At 73.8% G+C, this 16828-nt stretch carries 12 protein-coding genes; 7 read left to right on the top strand and 5 right to left on the bottom strand.

Annotation, left to right across the window (positions count from 1 at the left end):
* The 3 genes from ACFWFR_RS02505 to ACFWFR_RS02515 form a co-directional block, all read right to left on the bottom strand.
* Positions 1-555, bottom strand: a 555-nt coding sequence (locus ACFWFR_RS02505) for a flagellar motor protein MotB (RefSeq protein ID WP_377620960.1), incomplete at its 3' end; no start/stop codon positions are given.
* Entirely contained in the window at positions 521-2374 is a 1854-nt protein-coding gene (gene zorA, locus ACFWFR_RS02510; protein ID WP_377620962.1) for an anti-phage ZorAB system protein ZorA, read from the bottom strand. The genes zorA and ACFWFR_RS02505, both read right to left, overlap by 35 nt.
* A gap of 301 nt (positions 2375-2675) precedes the next feature.
* Entirely contained in the window at positions 2676-3674 is a 999-nt protein-coding gene (locus ACFWFR_RS02515; RefSeq protein ID WP_377620964.1) for a DUF2249 domain-containing protein, read from the bottom strand.
* Between the two features lie 65 nt (positions 3675-3739).
* Here ACFWFR_RS02515 and ACFWFR_RS02520 point away from each other — a divergent pair, with 65 nt between their 5' ends.
* The 7 genes from ACFWFR_RS02520 to ACFWFR_RS02550 all read left to right on the top strand — a co-directional run bounded on the left by ACFWFR_RS02520 (position 3740) and on the right by ACFWFR_RS02550 (position 13622).
* Positions 3740-4777, top strand: a complete 1038-nt coding sequence (locus tag ACFWFR_RS02520) for a helix-turn-helix transcriptional regulator (RefSeq protein WP_377620966.1) — start codon at positions 3740-3742, stop codon at positions 4775-4777.
* Positions 4777-5904, top strand: a complete 1128-nt coding sequence (locus ACFWFR_RS02525; RefSeq protein ID WP_377620967.1) for a hypothetical protein — start codon at positions 4777-4779, stop codon at positions 5902-5904. Before ACFWFR_RS02520 ends, ACFWFR_RS02525 begins: the two co-directional genes overlap by 1 nt.
* On the top strand, positions 5901-8699 hold the full coding sequence (locus tag ACFWFR_RS02530; protein WP_377620968.1) for a multicopper oxidase domain-containing protein: 2799 nt from the start codon (positions 5901-5903) through the stop codon (positions 8697-8699). Before ACFWFR_RS02525 ends, ACFWFR_RS02530 begins: the two co-directional genes overlap by 4 nt.
* A 97-nt stretch (positions 8700-8796) precedes the next feature.
* A complete protein-coding gene (locus ACFWFR_RS02535; RefSeq protein ID WP_191803418.1) occupies positions 8797-9315 on the top strand; it encodes a hypothetical protein in 519 nt (172 codons plus the stop codon).
* 78 nt (positions 9316-9393) lie between these two features.
* A complete protein-coding gene (locus ACFWFR_RS02540; RefSeq protein ID WP_377620969.1) occupies positions 9394-10581 on the top strand; it encodes a 5'-nucleotidase in 1188 nt (395 codons plus the stop codon).
* Between the two features lie 9 nt (positions 10582-10590).
* The gene (locus tag ACFWFR_RS02545; RefSeq protein ID WP_377620971.1) at positions 10591-11448 is read left to right on the top strand and encodes a DUF1353 domain-containing protein; all 858 of its coding nucleotides are present in this window, start codon (positions 10591-10593) and stop codon (positions 11446-11448) included.
* Positions 11449-11510: 62 nt separating this feature from the next.
* Positions 11511-13622 carry a glycerophosphoryl diester phosphodiesterase membrane domain-containing protein gene (locus ACFWFR_RS02550; RefSeq protein ID WP_377620973.1) on the top strand — a complete coding sequence of 704 codons (2112 nt, stop codon included), beginning with the start codon at positions 11511-11513 and terminating at the stop codon, positions 13620-13622.
* Between the two features lie 21 nt (positions 13623-13643).
* Here the strand turns inward: ACFWFR_RS02550 and ACFWFR_RS02555 are convergent, their stop codons facing one another.
* Complete coding sequence (locus tag ACFWFR_RS02555) at positions 13644-14648, bottom strand: hypothetical protein (protein ID WP_377620975.1); 1005 nt, start codon at positions 14646-14648, stop codon at positions 13644-13646.
* 376 nt (positions 14649-15024) lie between these two features.
* Positions 15025-16806, bottom strand: a complete 1782-nt coding sequence (gene aceB, locus ACFWFR_RS02560) for a malate synthase A (protein ID WP_191803414.1) — start codon at positions 16804-16806, stop codon at positions 15025-15027.
* Positions 16807-16828 lie beyond the last annotated feature (22 nt).

The raw sequence follows: 16828 nt of genomic DNA on the forward strand, positions 1-16828 counted from the left end.
ATCTACGCCGAGGGCCGCGAGGTGCGCATCCAGAGCGCCCAGGACGCCGAGCGCCTGGGCATCGCCACCATCTACCAGGAGTTCAACCTCGACGAACACCGTGTCGAGGTAGCGGAAGCGCTCGTCGTGGCGCAAGGAGTCGTCGATCGCAGCCCCGATCGCGAGGGCGACGTCCCGGTGCTCGGGCCGGATCTCGAACGACGCCGAGTCGAAGCCCAGGAGGGCAGTCGGGATGCTCAGCACCGAGTTGTCCTGGCTGACGATGACGTCGATGCCCTGCGCCTGGAGCGTCGTGGCCACCTCGACCAGCACGTCCGACCGGACCTCCTCGGCGTGCTGCAGAGAGGTGATCTGGTCCGAGAAAAGGCTGCGTTGCTCCTGCGCCGTCTTCTGCTCGGCGGCGAGGGCCTCCTGCTTCTCCGTGAGCTGGAGGACCAGTGCGACCACGGCCAGGATGAAGACGGCCAGGAGAGCCGTCATGAGGTCCGAGAAGGAGATCCAGTACGGGTTCTCCGCCTCCTCACGAGAGCGAGCTCTTCCCCGCGTCCTGCGCACCGATCCTCACCTCCATCTCGGCGATGACCTCGGAGAGCGCGTTGGTCGCGTCGAGCATGTGCGAGGAGAACGCGTGCGTGTGCTTGTTCCAGTCGCTCATCCGCTCGGAGGTCTGGTGGTGGACCTGGTCCGAGTACTGGTCGAGCCAGTCCTTGAGCGAGGCGGAGTGGTTGTCGACCTGCGACCTGAGGTCGTTCAGGAAACGGCCCTGGTGGACCTGCATGGTCTCGAAGCTCGTCCCCGCAGCGCGAGCCGCCTGGGTGAGCCGCTCCGTCGCGTCGAGCGAGGCCGAGTTGATCTGCTCGAGCGCTTTCGTGTGGTTGCTGAGGGCCGCAGCTGCCTGCGCGTGAGCCTCGGCCGTCCCCTCGAGCGCCTGGGCGCCCGCGTTCAATGACGACTCGAAACGTTCGCTCGTCTGCGCGAAGGCTCGTGCGGTGCCCTGCAAGGTGGTCGACGACGTGTCGAGCGACGTGGTCGCGGTACCCATCTTGGTGGCGGCCGAGTCGAGGCCCAGGGTGATCGCCGAGAGAGAGCCGTCGAGCAGGCGGGCCTGGCGTGCCGTCAGCTCGGACAGCTCGGTGAGCTGTTCGCGGAAGGCCTCGGCCTGCTCGGCCGTCGCCGTCGACTGCGCGGCCGCGCTCTCCTTGAGCAGGACGATCGCGCCGCCGACCTTGTCGGAGACGGAGCCGAGGGCGGAGCCCAGCGTCGCCGCCGCGGCGTCGAGCTGTTCGGCCTGACGGGCCCCGACCGCCTCGAAGGCGTCCGAGAGCCCCGCGACGGAGCTGTCGACGCGTTGGGCGACAGCGGCCACGGTGGCGTCCAGCGTCGAGGAGGCCGCGCCCAGCTGTTCCGCCTGACGCGTCCCGATCGACTGGAACGCGTCCGCGAACTTGTCGACGAGCTTCTCGAAGACCTCGGCCGACTGCGTCGCGGTGCTCTCGGCGAGCGAAGCCATCGAGGGAGCCATCGACGTCTCGATGGCGCGAGTCAACGCGTCCTGCATCTCCTGAGAGATACCTGCCACTGCTTCCTGGAGCTGGGTGCCGATCTTCTCGTGCAGCTCGTTGAGGGCGATCGCGGAGTCGTGGGTGTTCTTCTCGATCTTGACGAACGACTGCTCGGGAGAATGGAGGACGAAGAGCTCGTCGATCCGTGACTGGAGCCGCGCCGTCTCGGCTGCCACCCGTCGCTCGGCGAGCTTCTCGACGATGTTGACCACGAGACTGAAGAAGACGCCCCAGACGGAGGCGGTGAAGCCGAGGCCGGCCCCTGCCACGAGTCCTTCGATACCGGAGCGCATCTCCTCGACCGTCGCGCTCTCGCTGAGGTTGAGGCTGTTCAGGCCCGTTGCCAGGCCGATGAACGTGCCGAGCAGTCCGACGGCTGTGAGGACGGCCGGGGCCGCCGTCAAGAGCCGGTTGCTCACCAGACGCGGCGCGAGCCGGTCGGTGTTGAAGTAGTGGTCCGCCTCGACGGTGTTCCAGAGCCTGCCGTCCGATTCGACGAGGGTCTCGTCGAACTCACGCCAGAGGGCGCCGACCCCGCTCGACGCCGAGATGCTCTCCGACGTCGCGAGCAGCTCGCTCCGGAGACGTGGCAGCTCGTCCTGGTGGACACCGTCGAGCATTCTGGCGACTGATGTGATGGCGTTCGTCGCAGCCCTGTACTGGATGGCTGTGTACAGCAGCGCCCAGCCGGCGATTCCGATGATCAGGACCACGAAGACGACCACGATCAACGCATGCGTGTCGCCATTGAGGGCAGCCGGAAAGTCCGGAAGCAGGTTCTGGAGGGATTTGAAGATGCCGTCGTCGGACATCGGCTGGGTACTGCCTTTCGCGCGGAAGGGTGCCTCGATCGCGACATCGTCGGGAGGCTCGCCGAATGGTCCCATGTGGGCGCGAACGGAAGAGAACTCGTCCATGCGATTTCACCCGGTCGCCGACGGCTCCAGGGGGTGCGCGGTCGGGCCCGTGAACCTCCCTCGAGCGCCCCCCCGCCGGGTCACGGCCCGGGGGCAGCCGCGACGAGCCTCGGCCGAACACGAGGTTACGGCCGTCCTGGGCGCCATAGCGACCGCAACCTCGTGCTCGGCGGCGGGGCCGGGAGCCAGCCAGAGGTCAGCGCGTGAACGCCAGCGCCCAGGTCTCGGGCCCGCGCTCGAGGTAGTCGACCGTGAACGTGCCCGGCCACCGCGCGTCGACCTGCGCCAGGAGCGGTAGCGGGTCGTGCGGGGCGAGGAGCACCATGCCGGCGCCGGGCGCGACGCCGTCGAGCGCCCCGAAGATGGTCGCGTGCCGGATCGCGTGGGGGACCGCGCGGGCGTCGAGCACCGGGAGGTTGCCGGCGTCGTCGTGCCCGCCGCAGCCGCACGAGTGTCCCTCGGCGGCGGTCGCCGCGGGATGGGCGGGAGCGCCGGCGGCCGAGCCCCCGGCCGCCGGCACCGCGTCCCCGGTCTCCGCCGCGGCAGCCGGGCCAGCGACGGCCGTACCCGCCGCAGGAGGCGCCCCCTCCGGGGCGCCATCACCGCAGCCGCCTCCCGCGCCGTCGCCGCAACCGCAGCCACCGCTCGCCTCGGGCTCGCCACCGGTCCGAGCCGCCCCGGCCTCCCCGACACCCCCATCTTCCCCGTGCGAGTGCCCGCCGAGCAGCTCGTGCAGGCCGTCGAGGACGCCGGCGAGCGAGACGTCGGGGGACAGTGCGAGCAGCGGCAGGATCTGCTCGTTCTCCTTGGTCATGTGGGTCTCGAAGAGCACCTGGAGCGCGCGGGCGTGGGCTGCGGCACGGACGGGGGTGGCCGCGTTGTCGAGGGCGTCGACCAGCTCGCCGATCACCCCGTGCTCGGCGATCATGGCGTCGACCAGGAGCCGGGCGTGCTCGTCGCGGTGCGCGTGGGGGTACATCGCGGCCTCCTCGGCCTGCGCGTGGGGCAGGAGGTCGGTCCGTGTCCAGTCGACGAGCCGTCGGTGGGCGACGGCTGCCGGCACGCCCGATTCGACGGCCTGGACCAGCGCCTCGACCAGCAGCCCGAGGGTCCCGTTCATCTCGGTGTGATGGGCGACGACGGCCTCGACGGCGCGTGAGTCTGCGGCCGACGTGGCCAGGACGATGCTGCTCATGACGTGAGACCTCCGAGTGCGGGGAGTGGTTCTCCAACGCGCCAAACATTAGTACACTTTATTCCGTGGAAAATACGCAGGCTGTCGGACGGGCAGAGCACGCAGCGCCCCCGCGCCCCGGGTTCGGCCCGCCGCTCGTGCGGCGCGCGGTCCGCCCGGCCCGGCTCTCGAAGGCCCGGCTCGCGGTCCTCGACGTCCTCGCGTCCCAGCCCGAGCCCTGCTCGGTCAGCTCGGTCGCGACCGCGCTCGACCAGCACACCAACACCGTGCGCGAGCACCTCGAGGGACTGGTCGAGGCCGGGCTCGCGACCAGCGAGAGCGCCCCGGCACACGGGCGCGGACGCCCGGCCCGGCTCTACGCCGCGGTCACCGAGTCGCCGACGACCGCGGGAGCCGCCGAGTACGCAGGCCTGGCCTCGGCGCTCGCGGCCCAGATCGCCCGGTCGAGCGCCGACCCGGTGGGCGACGCGCTCGCCGCAGGTCGCGCCTGGGGCGCGGAGCTCGTCGGAGACGTCGAGGTCCCCTCGGGCACGGTTCCCGACGGCGTCGCGCATCCGGCGAACGTCGGCGGCACCAGGAGCGACGAGGGTGCGCCGGGCGCGTGCCGTGGGCCCAGCGGGGGACCCGACGACGTCGGGCACCCGGGCAGCGCGGGCGACGGTTCGAGGGAGCAGGAGAAGAAGACACCCGGCAGGGGCGATGACGGCGTCGCGAGCGCCGCGCGCCACGAGGTCGTCGACCTGCTCGACCGCCTGGGGTTCGCACCTCAGGCCGACGACGACGCGGCCTCGGTCGCGCTGACCCGCTGCCCGCTGCTCGAGGCCGCGTACCGCAACCCCGAGGTCGTGTGCGCGGTGCACCTCGGCCTGGCGCAAGGGGCGCTCGAGCGGCTGGGGGCTCCTCTCGAGGGCACGTCGCTGCTGCCCTTCGCCGAGCCGGGCGCGTGCCGGCTGCACCTCCTGCCCACCGACCGGGCCGCCACCGCCGACCGGGCCACGGACCGGGCCGCCTCGGCCGCCCGGCCCAGGGCCCCGCGCGCCGCGACCTCGCCCGCAGGCCAGTCCGCGACCTCGCCCGCCGGCCCGTCCGACGGCCACCGCTGATGCGACGCGTCGTCTTCGTGCTGCCCGCGGGCCTCGCGCTCCTCGCCGGGCTCGACGCGGCGCTCCTGCTGCTCGGCCTGCCGGCCCCGCTCACGACCGAGCGCCTGCCCCAGATCCACGGCGTGCTGCTCGTCCTGGGATTCGTCGGCACCGTGATCGCGCTCGAACGTGCCGTCGCGCTGCGCACCCGGTGGGGCTTCGCCGCCCCGGCGCTGCTGGGCGCGGGCGCGCTGGCCCTGCTCAGCCCGGCCCCGCTCGTGGTGGGCCAGGTGCTCCTCGTCGCGGGCTGCGGCGCGCTGTGCCTGGTCTACGTCCCGCTGTGGCGGCGCCAGCGCGACGACGCGGTCCTGGTCCAGCTCATCGGCGCCCTGCTCGCGACGGGCGGCGCGCTCCTGTGGCTCGGCGGCGTGGGCGTCGCCGACGTGCTGCCGGGGCTCGCGTGCTTCGTGGTGGCCACGATCGCGGGTGAGCGGCTCGAGCTGGCCCGGATCGCGTTCCTCGGTCGCGGCGCGGCGCTGATCCTCTGGGTCTGCTGGGCGCTCGCGGTCGGGTGCGTGGCGACCCTGCTGTGGCCTGCGGTCGGCTACGTCCTGCTGGGCGCGGCCGTCCTGGTGCTGTGCGGCTGGCTCGCGGTGCACGACGTCGCCCGGCGCACCATCCGGTCGACCGGCCTGGCGCGGTACATGGCGGCGTGCCTGCTCGCGGCGTACGTCTGGCTCGCGGTCGCGGGGACGATCTGGCTCCTCGCGGGTCGGCAGGCCACGGGGCCCGGGTACGACGCCGTGATCCACGCGATCTTCCTCGGCTTCACGATCTCGATGATCATGGCCCACGCGCCCGTGATCCTGCCCGCGGTGCTGCGCGTGCGGCTGCCGTACACGCCACTGATGTACGGCCCGGCGGTCCTCCTGCACCTGGGGCTGCTGGTCCGTCTGGGCCTGGGCGACGCCCGGGACCTGCCCGTGGCCCACCAGGTCGGCGGCATCCTCAACGTCGCCGCGCTGCTCGCGTTCGTGGTGCTCATGCTCGGGGTCGGGATCCGCGCGCGCCTCGCGCCGGCGCCCGGGACGCGGCCGCGCGACGCCGTCGGGCCTTCGCCTTCCCTGCTCGAGGAGACCGCTCCGTGAAGCTCGACCTGTCCGCCCAGCCCGCTCCGCTCAAGCCCCTGACCGATCGCTCCGCCTGGCACCTGCGCGCGAACGCCCCCGTGGTCGGCTGGCTCGTGGCGACCGTGGTCGTCGCGGTGGGCCACCGGTGGATCCCCGCGTCGCCCTGGCTGCTCGTGCACCTGCTGCTGCTCGGCGCGGTGACCAACGCGATCTGCGTGTGGAGCCAGCACTTCACCGACGCGCTGCTCAGCCGACGGGTCACGACCGCCTCGCGGCGCTGGCAGGTCGCGCGCCTGGTGCTGCTCAACGTCGCGGTCGCCGCGACGGTCGCGGGGATGGTCACCGCGACGTGGGTCGTGACGCTCGTCGGGGCTGTGGGGGTGGGCGTCGCGGTCGCGGCCCATGGCACCGCCCTGTGGCTCCAGTCGCGCCGCGCGCTCACGGCCCGCTTCGCGATCTGCGTCGGGTTCTACGTCGCGGCGGCCTGGCTCCTGCCGTTCGGTGCGGGGCTCGGCGCGACCCTCGCACACGGCCTGGACGAGGGGTGGCACACGCGGGTCGTGCTCGCGCACGCGGGCTTCAACCTGCTGGGCTTCGTGGGTCTCACGGTCATGGGCACGCTCGTGACGCTGTGGCCGACCATGCTGCGGACCAAGATGGCCGACGACGCGCCCCGCGCCGCGCGCACGACCCTCGCCCTCATGCTGGTCGGCCTCGCCGGCGGGGTCGTCGCGGTCCTGGCGGCCTCCCCGCCCGTCGCGGCCGTGGGGTTGGCGACGTACCTCGCGGGCGTCCTGGTGTCGGTGCGGCCCATGGTCACCGCGGCCCGACGGCGTCCGCCCGCGACCTTCGCGACCTGGTCCGCGGCGTGCGCGCTGGCCTGGCTCCTGGTGTCGCTCGCGACCCTGGTCGGCGTCTTGGCACTGAGCGCGACGTGGGAGACGGCCGCCGCGCGCGTCGGGATCGTGACCGTGCCGCTCGCCGCGGGCTTCGCGGCCCAGATCCTGCTGGGCGCGCTGACCTACCTGGTGCCCGTGGTGCTGGGCGGCGGCCCCGCGGCCGTGCGCTCGACCACGGCGGCTCTCGAGCGCGGGGCCGTGCTGCGGGTCGTGCTGTTCGACGGCGCGCTCGTGCTCTTCGTCCTGCCCGCGCCGAGCCTGGTGCACGTGCTCGCGTCGCTCGTCGCGCTGGGCGCCCTCGTGGCCTTCCTCCCGCTGCTCGTCGGGGCCCTGCGCGCCCACCGCCGGGCCCGGCGCACGCCGTTCGTGGCGCCGACCGCCGACGACGTCGCGGCGGCCCACGCGCTGGGGCAGGACCTGCGCGCGCGGACCGGAGCCCGCCAGGGGCCGCCCGTGGAGGCCGTGACGGGACCGCGGCGCAAGGGCCTGGCAGTGGCTGCCCTGAGCGTCCTGCTCCTCGTCGCGGCGGGCGGCGTGGCTCTCGACCCGGCCGCGCTCGGCACCGGGACGGGCGCCGCACCCGTCGAGGCCGGGGCGTCGGGAACCGTCGTGCCCACGGGGCGCACGACGACCGTCGAGGTCGAGGCCCGCGACATGCGGTTCTTCCCCGCCACGATCGAGGTGCCCGCCGGGGACACCCTGGTGCTCGTGGTGACCAACACCGACACCACGGTCCACGACCTCGTGCTCGACACGGGCGCGACGAGCGGGCGGCTCGCCCCCGGGGCGACCGAGACGTTCGAGGTCGGGGTCGTGGGGCGCGCGGTCGACGGGTGGTGCAGCATCGTCGGCCACCGGCAGATGGGCATGGTGCTCTCGATCGAGCCGACGGGCGGCGCGGCTGACGGGACGAGCCTGGCTGGCGGCGACGCCGGGAGCGGCGCGGACTCCGGCTCGGCCGGGCACGACGGCATGGCGGGCATGGACCACGGTGCGGGCGGCTCGGACGACGGGTCCGGCGCCGCGAGCGCCGCGACCGACCTGGACTTCATGGCGACGCCGGGCGACGACTTCACGGCGCACCCGGCCGAGCTCGCGCCCGCGAGCGCCGAGACCGTGCACCGCGTGCGGCTGCCCGTCTCCGAGCTCGTGACCGAGGTCGCGCCCGGGGTGACGCAGAAGCTCTGGACGTTCGGCGGCACCGCGCCGGGGCCGACGCTGCGCGGCAAGGTCGGGGACCGTTTCGAGATCACGCTGGTCAACGACGGCACGATCGGGCACTCGATCGACTTCCACGCCGGGGCGCTCGCCCCCGACGGTCCTATGCGGACGATCGCCCCGGGCAAGGAGCTGACCTACACGTTCACGGCGACGATGTCCGGGGTGTGGATGTACCACTGCTCGACCATGCCCATGTCCGCGCACATCGCGAACGGCATGTTCGGCGCGGTCGTGATCGACCCTCCTGACCTGCCCGCGGTCGACCGGGAGTACCTGCTCGTCCAGTCCGAGTACTACCTCGGGCCGCAGGGCGGCGAGGTCGACATGGACCGGCTCGCGACGGGCGACCCCGACGTCGTGGCCTTCAACGGCTACGCCAACCAGTACGACGCGGAGCCGCTCCCGGCGCGCGTGGGCGAGCGCGTGCGCGTGTGGGTCCTCGCGGCGGGGCCCAACCGGGGGACGGCCTTCCACGTCGTGGGCGGCCAGTTCGACACCGTGTTCAGCGAGGGCGCCTACCGGCTGCGTCCCGGCAACGCCGAGGCGGGCGGGTCTCAGGTGCTGGGGCTCGCGGTCGCCCAGGGTGGCTTCGTCGAGCTCGCGTTCCCCGAGGCGGGCCGGTACCCGTTCGTGAGCCACGCCATGATCGACGCCGAGCGCGGCGCGCACGGGTTCTTCGCGGTCACGGGGTAGTCGGTCCGGGTGGGCGGTCGGGACGTAGGGTGTCATCGGTCCGTACCCGATCGTCCGCCGGAGGCAGCATGCACGTCGACACCCCGAGCCTGCTCGCATGAGCGGCGTGCGGGTCGGGCGCTGCGAGCAGTGCGGAGCCGACGTCCAGTGGCTGCCGTGCTACGACGGTCGTCGTCGGGCCTTCGCGCTCGACGAGGTCCGCAGCGTGCACGCGGGCGACGAGGTGCGCTGGTTCCTGACGTCGAACCGGGGGGCCGTGCCCGGGACGCAGCTCGCGTACTCGCCGACCATGCCGTTCCGGGTGCGGCACGTGTGCCAGCGCCAGCCGCAGGGATACGGCGAGGAGACGCTCGACAAGGCCGCGGTCCTGCGCTCGGCCCCGCAGGTGCGCGAGTTCCAGGTGCGCCCGCCCTACCGGTTCGGCTACCGCTGGGAGTCCGAGTGGGGGCACATCGTGCACCCTGACCGCGGGCTCTGCGGGGCCAAGGTCATCGGCGAGATGACCCCGCGCGAGGCCGAGCGACTCCCGACCATGCCGATGTGCAAGGAGTGCGTGAAGCGGTACTCGCGCCGCCACCCGCACGACCAGGTGCGCCGCCCGCCCGAGCCCTCCTGAGACCGCCGTCCCGACCGTCGTCACCGAGCCGGCGACCGCACCTGCGCTGCCGGCCCCGCCCGTCCTGAAGGAGTCCCCGTGCCGCCCTACGACCTCGACCACCGGCTCGTCGTCGGTGTCTCCTCGAGCGCGTTGTTCGACCTCTCGACGTCCCAACGGGTCTTCGACGAGCAGGGGATCGACGCCTACCGCGCCTACCAGGACAAGTACCGGGACCGCATGCTCCGGCCCGGTGTCGCGTTCGAGTTCGTCCAGCGGCTCCTGAGCCTCAACGACCTGTCGCCCGCGGCGGGAGACCCGTTGGTCGAGGTCTTCGTCCTGTCCAAGAACGACCCCTCGACGGGCCTGCGCGTCATGAGCTCGGTCGCGGCCCACGGGCTGCCCATCAGCCGGGCGATCTTCACGCAGGGCGTCGCGCCCTACGCGTACATCCCGGCGCTCAACATCTCGCTGTTCCTCTCGGGCGACGCGGGCGACGTGCGCGCGGCGACCACGCTGGGACACCCGGCGGGGCAGGTCCTGGGGAGCGCCGCCGTCAGGCACGTCGCCCCGCCCGGCTCGACGGCGCCGCGCACGTCCGGCGCTCGCGTCGCCCCGGGCGACGCACCGGTCGCGGCGGAGCCGGCGGTCGATGCGGCCGCTGAGGCCGGCGAGCTGCGCGTGGCGTTCGACTTCGACGGCGTGCTCGCCGACGACAGCGCCGAGCGCATCTTCCAGTCGGGAGGGCTCGAGCAGTTCCACCAGTACGAGAGCGCGCGCAAGATCACCGAGCACCACGCCGGACCGATCCTCCCGTTCCTGCGCGCGCTGAGCACCATCCAGCGGCGCGAGGAGGAGCGGGTCGCCGAGGACCCGGGCTACCGGCCCCGCGTGCGCGTCTCGATCGTCACGGCCCGCAGCGCGCCCTCGCACGAGCGGGCCGTCAACACGCTGCGCTCGTGGGGCGTCACGGTCAACGACGCGTTCTTCCTGGGGGGAGCGGACAAGGGGCGCGTGCTGCGCGTCCTGCGTCCGCACATCTTCTTCGACGACCAGCGCGGGCACCTCGACCCCGTGGCGCGCGAGGTCGCGAGCGTCCTGGTGCCGTACGGCGTGACGAACGAGGCGCAGGTCGTCGCACCCCTCGCACACGGTACGGCTGCGGCCGCCGCGCCCGCCGGGGCTCCGTCTGCGCCTGACGAGACCGTGACCGACGAGAACTCGCCCGACGAGACCGCACCTGACGGCGCTGCACCCGACGCCCCGGCGCTCGTCCCCGCCGGCTGAGGGAGCACCGTGCCCTTCCTCGCCCCGTTCGCGGGCGACCCCGACCGATGGACGACGGCCACGACGGTCGACCTGCGCCAGCTTCCCGTGACGGGCCGCTGGAAGGTGTGGTTCGAGGTCCTGACCGAGTTCGGCCACAGCTCGCGGCCCGCCGACGAGCAGACGGCGGACGGTCCGGTCTGGCGTCGCGCGAGCGTCGAGCAGACCGTGCCGCAGGGACTCGTGACCGACCTCGCGTCGGTGCCCGTGCCGTTGTGGGGAGTGATCGCGAGCTACGGCCGCCAGACGCTCCCGGCGATCCTGCACGACGCGGCCTCGCGGGAGCTCGCCGCGTCCGCCGCCCCCGCGAGCGCGCGGCGGGCCGCGCGCCGCGACGCCGACCACCTCTTCCGCGAGACGCTGCGGCAGTCGGGGACGGGACCCGTCCGTCGGCTGCTCATGTGGGCCGCGGTCCGGCTCTTCGGTCACGTCCCGCTCGCGGTCGTGTTCCTGCTGGCCGTCGTCGCGGGGATCGCCGCGCTCTGCCTGGGAGCCGCAGGGGCCGGGACGCCATGGGTCACCGGCGCCTGGATCGTCGCAGGAGGCGCCGCCGCCGCGCTGCTCGTCCTGGCCGTCCTGCTCGGGGTCGAGAGCCGCCCCGCCGCGGGCGGGAGCCGTCCACGGTGGGTGCCCGCCGCCGTCGGGAGCCTGCTCGGCGCGGCCGGGACCGGGTTCGTCGCGCTGCCGTTGCTGCTCCCGCTGATCGTGCTCACGACCGTCGCCGAGCTCGTCGTGGGCGTGGGCGAGGGGGGCAGCGGCGTCCGGGCGCAGGGCGCCGCGGGCGACGGGCCCCCGTCCACGCGCATCACGTACGCGTCACCCGGGTGAAGTCGCCCGCGGGGGCCGTCCGCGGTACGAACGGCTCACCCGCGCGACCGTAGGCTTCGCTCGTGCCACCAGCTGCCCGCCCGACTGCCACCCGTCCCACCCCGGCCCGCGCCGGCGCGCCGCGCCCGGGCGCCGACGACCGGCCCGACGCCGACGGAACGCGGCGCCCACCCCGCGACCGACCGCAGCGCCCCGCGCTGCTCGGTCCCGCCGCCCGCACGGTCCGCGCGCACCTGCCGACCTACCTGCGGGCGGTGCTGCTCCTGCAGGGCACCGCGGTGCTCGTCGCGGTCCCGCTCATGGTGTGGCTGTTCGACCTGGCGCTCGCGGCCGCGGGCGCCGGCGCTCTCACGCACCTCAACGTGCTGCGCGTCCTGTCGAGCCCGGTCGCGGTGATCCTCCTGCTGGTCGTGGCGCTCGTCGCGTCGGTCGTGGTCCTGTTCCAGCAGGGCGCGTTCCTCGCGATCGGCGCGCGGCTGCGCGCGGGGGAGCCGGTCTCGGTGCGGGCCGTCGGCGCGGACCTCGCACGCACGAGCCGCAAGCTCCTCGGCCCGCAGCTCCTGCTGTTCGTGGGGTACTTCTTCGTGCTCGTGCCCGTGGGCAACTTCGGCACCGCGGCGTTCCTGGTGCGCGGCATCGCGATCCCGGAGTTCGTCGTCGGGGAGCTCCTGAAGTTCGACGGCGGCGTCTACGTCTACGTCGCGTTCCTCGCGGGGGTCCTCTACCTCAACCTGCGGCTGGTCCTGACGCTCGCGTTCCTGCTGACGTCCGACGCCTCGGTGTCGGGCTCGATGGCCGCGAGCTGGCGTGCGACGCGCGGGCTCTGGCCGCGTCTCCTGGGCACGTTCGCGGTGGTCGCGCTCGGTGTGGTCGTGGTCGGGGCGGGCATCGTGACGCTCGCGCTGGTCCCGACGCGCGTCGCCGACCTGGCGGCGCCGGGCGCCGCGCCGGTCGTCGCGGGTGTGACGCTCACGCTCGTGCAGGTGGTCGGGTTCGTGCTCGTGGGCTTCGTCGCGGCGTTGCTCGCGCAGGTCGTGGTCGCGGTCGCGGGGGAGCGGCGGGAGTTGCTGCCCGACGGCGCGGCTCCCGACGGGAGCGCCTCGTCGCCCGGGCAGGTGGCAGGCTCCGCGGAGCTGCCGGTGTCCGGGGACGCGGATCTGCGGGACGGCGAGGAAGGCCCGATCGAGGAGGCCGCGGTCGGTCCGGCGATCGGGGTCGTGACTGCGGCGGTGGGCTCGTCGCGCACGGCGGGCTCGTCGGGCTCGTCGGGTCGCGTGCCGCCCGTCCTCGGCAGCGGCTGGGCGAGCCGACCGCGCGGCGTGCGTGCCGCCGTCGGGCTGGCTGCCGTGCTGGTGCTCGTCGCGGTCACCGCGGCCAACACGCACGCCATGACGACCCTCGCGCGTGAGGAGCCCGGTGCGGTGATCGCACACCGCGGCGACCCGGGCGGGGGGGTCGAGAACTCGATCGCGTCGCTCGAGTCCGCCGCGGCGCTCGGTGCGGACTACGTCGAGCTCGACGTGCTCCAGGCCGCGGACGGCGGGCTCGTCGTCTTCCACGACCTGACCCTGCGACGCCTCGCGGGATCCGACCGGGCCGTGCACACCATGACGCTCGACGAGCTCACCTCGACCACCATCCGCCAGGGCGGGTTCGAGGCGACCATCCCGTCGCTCGAGGAGTTCGTCGAGCGCGCCCAGGAGCTCGACGTGCCGCTCCTGGTCGAGCTCAAGGCGCACGGCCACGAGACGCCGACGTTCGTCGCGGACGTCGTCGCGCTCCTGCGGGCGCACGGCGTCGCGGACCAGTACCTGGTCCAGTCGATCTACCCGGAGCAGGCCGACGAGGTGCACGCGCTCGGCCCGGAGATCGCGGTCGGCTACGTCGTCCCGTTCCTGCGCGGGCAGCTCGGGGTCCTGCCCGTCGACTTCGTCGCGATCGAGCAGTCGTCCGACTCCTCGCGCGTGCGGGCCGAGGCGCGCGCGGCCGGGATCGACGTCTACGTGTGGACCGTCAACGACCCGGCCGCGATGCGGTCCCAGTTCCGCGGCGGCGTCGACGGCATCATCACGAGCAGCCCCCGCCGTGCCGTCGCCGAGCGCACCGCGGTGCGCGACGACCTGGCGTTGTCGGCACGGCTCGAGGACAAGCTGCGCGACGCGCTCGCGTGGTGAGGCGTCGTCGAGGAGCGTGTCTCAGGACTCGGTGATCGCCACGTCGGTGGACAGGTGGACCGGCATGTAGTCGTCGACCGCGAGGACCCACAGGCCGTCCGCCCCCGCAGGGACCTCGAGGCAGACGTTGCCCCGGGCCGAGTCGTCCGTGCCGATCAGGCCCGTGCCGACGAGGGAGTCGGGGACGTCGCCGCAGCCCTCCTCGTACTCGGTGCCGTCCCGGTCCACGAACCAGAGGTCGATCGACCCGTGGGCGGTCACGGTGCTCGACGGCCCGACGTACATCGCGTCGACCGGGACGATCCAGTACTCCATGCCCTCGGCCGGTGCCACGTTGACGTCGTTGTGCGCGAGGATCTCGGCGGTCGCCTCGTGCGGGATCTCGAGCAGGACCGACCACTCGTCGGTGTACACCTCGCCCTCGAGCGCCCACGGGTCGTCGAAGGTCCCGCCGTCCTCGCCCGCGAGCGGGTCCTCCTCGTGGTACTCGTCCCACGACTCCTCGTCAGGAGCGGGCCCCGCGGACCACGGCTCGGCCGCGGCGTCGGCGAAGAGCTCGTTGCCTGCGACCACTGCCAGGGTCGCCGCGGTCGCGCCGACACCACCGATGACCAGGCCCGCGACGCCCGCGAGGACCCCGACCAGGACGCGCGAGGGGCCGCGAGGCCTGGCTCCGGGCGCTGGAGCACCCGCCGAGCCCTGACCCAGGGCGTGGGGGCGCGGGGGACCGTACGGGTTGGGCGTGCCCGGTGCGGGGGGTGGCGATACCTGACCGGGGTGGGGGACGCTGCCGGCCGGAGGGATGCCCGGGGTGACGCCCGGCGTGATGGGCAGGAAGTTCGCCGGAGGCTGGGCGGTGCTGCGCTGCGGGCCGGTGTCAGGACCGGTGCCGGTGCCGGTGCCCGGGGCGGGGGCCGGAGCCTGCGGCGGGCGCGGCTCGTGCGGTGCCGGCGGCACAGCGCCGACGGGCATGCCCGGCGTCGACCCGGGGGTCGGTGACGAGGGCGGGGCGAACAGATCACTCACGGGTGCTCCACGGTGCGACGGGACCGGCTGGTCCGGGAAGGGTGTCGCTCGGCAGCTCGCGCGCCGCGCGCCCGGATCATCCCACCTGGGAGCGGCTGCGCGCCAGGGGTATCCGTGCAGGCCAGGGCGTCGGACCGGGCCGGACCGGGCCGGAACGGGTCGGGTCGGGTCGGACCGGGCCATGCGCTGCGGCCGCTGCTGCCGCGGCCGAGCACGGGGTTCCGTGCACACGAGAACGAGGTTGTGGTCGCTATCCCCTCGATAACGACCACAACCTCGTTCTCGGCACCAGCACCAGCACCAGCACCAGCACCAGCACCAGCACCAGCACCGGAACCAGCACCGGCACCCCGAGCGCCGGTCCCCGCTCAGGTGGTCAGCCCTCGCGCGGCCCGTCCACGTCCGACCCGACCAGGAACTGCGAGTACGCCCCGATGGTCAGGAACGTCGGGAAGTCCTCGGCGAGCGCGACGGCGCGGAACACGTGCGCGGCCTCGTCGACCCGGTCGCCCTCCCCGCGGGGCAGGTCGTCGACGACCTCGGCGAGCAGCGCCTCGACGCGGGCCCGGGTGATGGGCACCCCGTTCTCGGTGCGGGTCCCGGACGCGATCCACTGCCAGACCTGCGAGCGGGAGATCTCGGCCGTCGCGGCGTCCTCCATGAGGTGGTCGATCGCCGCGGCGCCCACGCCGCGCAGCCAGGACTCGATGTACCGCACGCCCACCGAGACGTTGGACCGCAAGCCGGCTGCGGTGACCGTGGCGCCCGCACGGCGCACCGACCCGATGTCGAGCAGCTCGTGCTGGCCCACGCTCACGTCGTCGCGCAGGCGCGAGACCTGGTTCGGCCGGTCGCCCAGCACGGCGTCGAACTCGGCCCGCGCCGCGGGGATGAGGTCGGGGTGCGCGACCCAGGTGCCGTCGAACCCGTCGCCAGCCTCGCGCCGCTTGTCGGCGCTGACCTGCTCGAACGCCTTCTCGGTCACGTCGGGTCGGCGGCGGTCGGGGATGAACGCGCTCATGCCGCCGATCGCGTGCGCCCCGCGCTTGTGGCACGTCGCGACGAGGAGCTCGGTGTAGGCCCGCATGAACGGGGCGGTCATCGGCACCTGCGAGCGGTCGGGCAGGACGTACTGGTCGCCGCGCGTGCGGAACGACTTGATGACCGAGAACAGGTAGTCCCAGCGGCCCGCGTTGAGCCCCGCGCAGTGGTCGCGCAGCTCGTGGAGGATCTCCTCCATCTCGAACGCGGCGGGCAGGGTCTCGACGAGCACGGTCGCGCGGATCGTGCCCTGCTCGATCCCCAGGTACTCCTGCGCGAACACGAACACGTCGTTCCAGACGCGTGCCTCGCGGTAGCCCTCGAGCTTGGGCAGGTAGAAGTATGGTCCGCGGCCGCGCTCGACGAGCTCGCGCGCGTTGTGGAAGAAGTACAGCCCGAAGTCCACGAGCGACGCCGAGGCCGAGACCGCCACGCCCGCGCGGTCGACGTAGCGCAGGTGCTTCTCGATCAGGTGCCAGCCGCGGGGCCGGAACACGATGGTCGGCAGATCGGTCAGCTCGGTCGAGCGCAGCGCGTACTGCTTGCCCTCAGGGGACGTGAACGCGAGCGTGCCGCGGATCGCGTCGTGCAGCGCGAGCTGGCCCTCGATGACGTTGCGCCACGTGGGCGAGGACGCGTCCTCCTGGTCGGCGAGCCACACCTTGGCGCTCGAGTTGAGGGCGTTGATCGCCATCTTGGGGTCGGTCGGGCCGGTGATCTCGACGCGGCGGTCCTCGAGGCCGGGAGCTCCGTGCGAGCCGGCGACGCGCCACGACGGGTCGTCGCGCACAGGCCGGGTCGCGGCGCGGAAGTCGGGGTCGATCCCGTCGGCGACGTCCTGGCGGCGCTGCTGGCGGTCCATGAGCAGCCCGTGACGGGCGGCCAGGAAGCGGTCGTGCAGCGCGGTGAGGAAGTCGAGGGCTTCGGGGGTCAGGATCTCGCGGTAGCGCGAGCCCAGGTGTCCGGTGACGTCCAGGGTGCCCGACGGCGTCGCGCGCCGCGCGTCGTCGTCGCGCCCGTGGTGGTGGCCGGGGTGCTGACCGGCCGAGGTGGGCCGGTCGGACGAGGTGCGTGACGTCGTCGGGCCGGAGGAGTGGGTCGTGAGGGTGCTGGTCATGGCGGGCTCCGATGGTCTGTGC

The sequence above is a fragment of the Oerskovia sp. NPDC060287 genome (assembly GCF_042726775.1).
Classification (GTDB): domain Bacteria; phylum Actinomycetota; class Actinomycetes; order Actinomycetales; family Cellulomonadaceae; genus Oerskovia; species Oerskovia merdavium.

Excerpts from the sequence above, each read along its gene's own strand:
- zorA (WP_377620962.1), bottom strand. The coding sequence starts at position 2,374 with ATGTCCGACGACGGCATCTTCAAATCCCTCCAGAACCTGCTTCCGGAC.
- ACFWFR_RS02515 (WP_377620964.1), bottom strand. The coding sequence starts at position 3,674 with ATGAGCAGCATCGTCCTGGCCACGTCGGCCGCAGACTCACGCGCCGTC.
- ACFWFR_RS02525 (WP_377620967.1), top strand. The coding sequence starts at position 4,777 with ATGCGACGCGTCGTCTTCGTGCTGCCCGCGGGCCTCGCGCTCCTCGCC.
- ACFWFR_RS02535 (WP_191803418.1), top strand. The coding sequence starts at position 8,797 with ATGAGCGGCGTGCGGGTCGGGCGCTGCGAGCAGTGCGGAGCCGACGTC.
- aceB (WP_191803414.1), bottom strand. The coding sequence starts at position 16,806 with ATGACCAGCACCCTCACGACCCACTCCTCCGGCCCGACGACGTCACGC.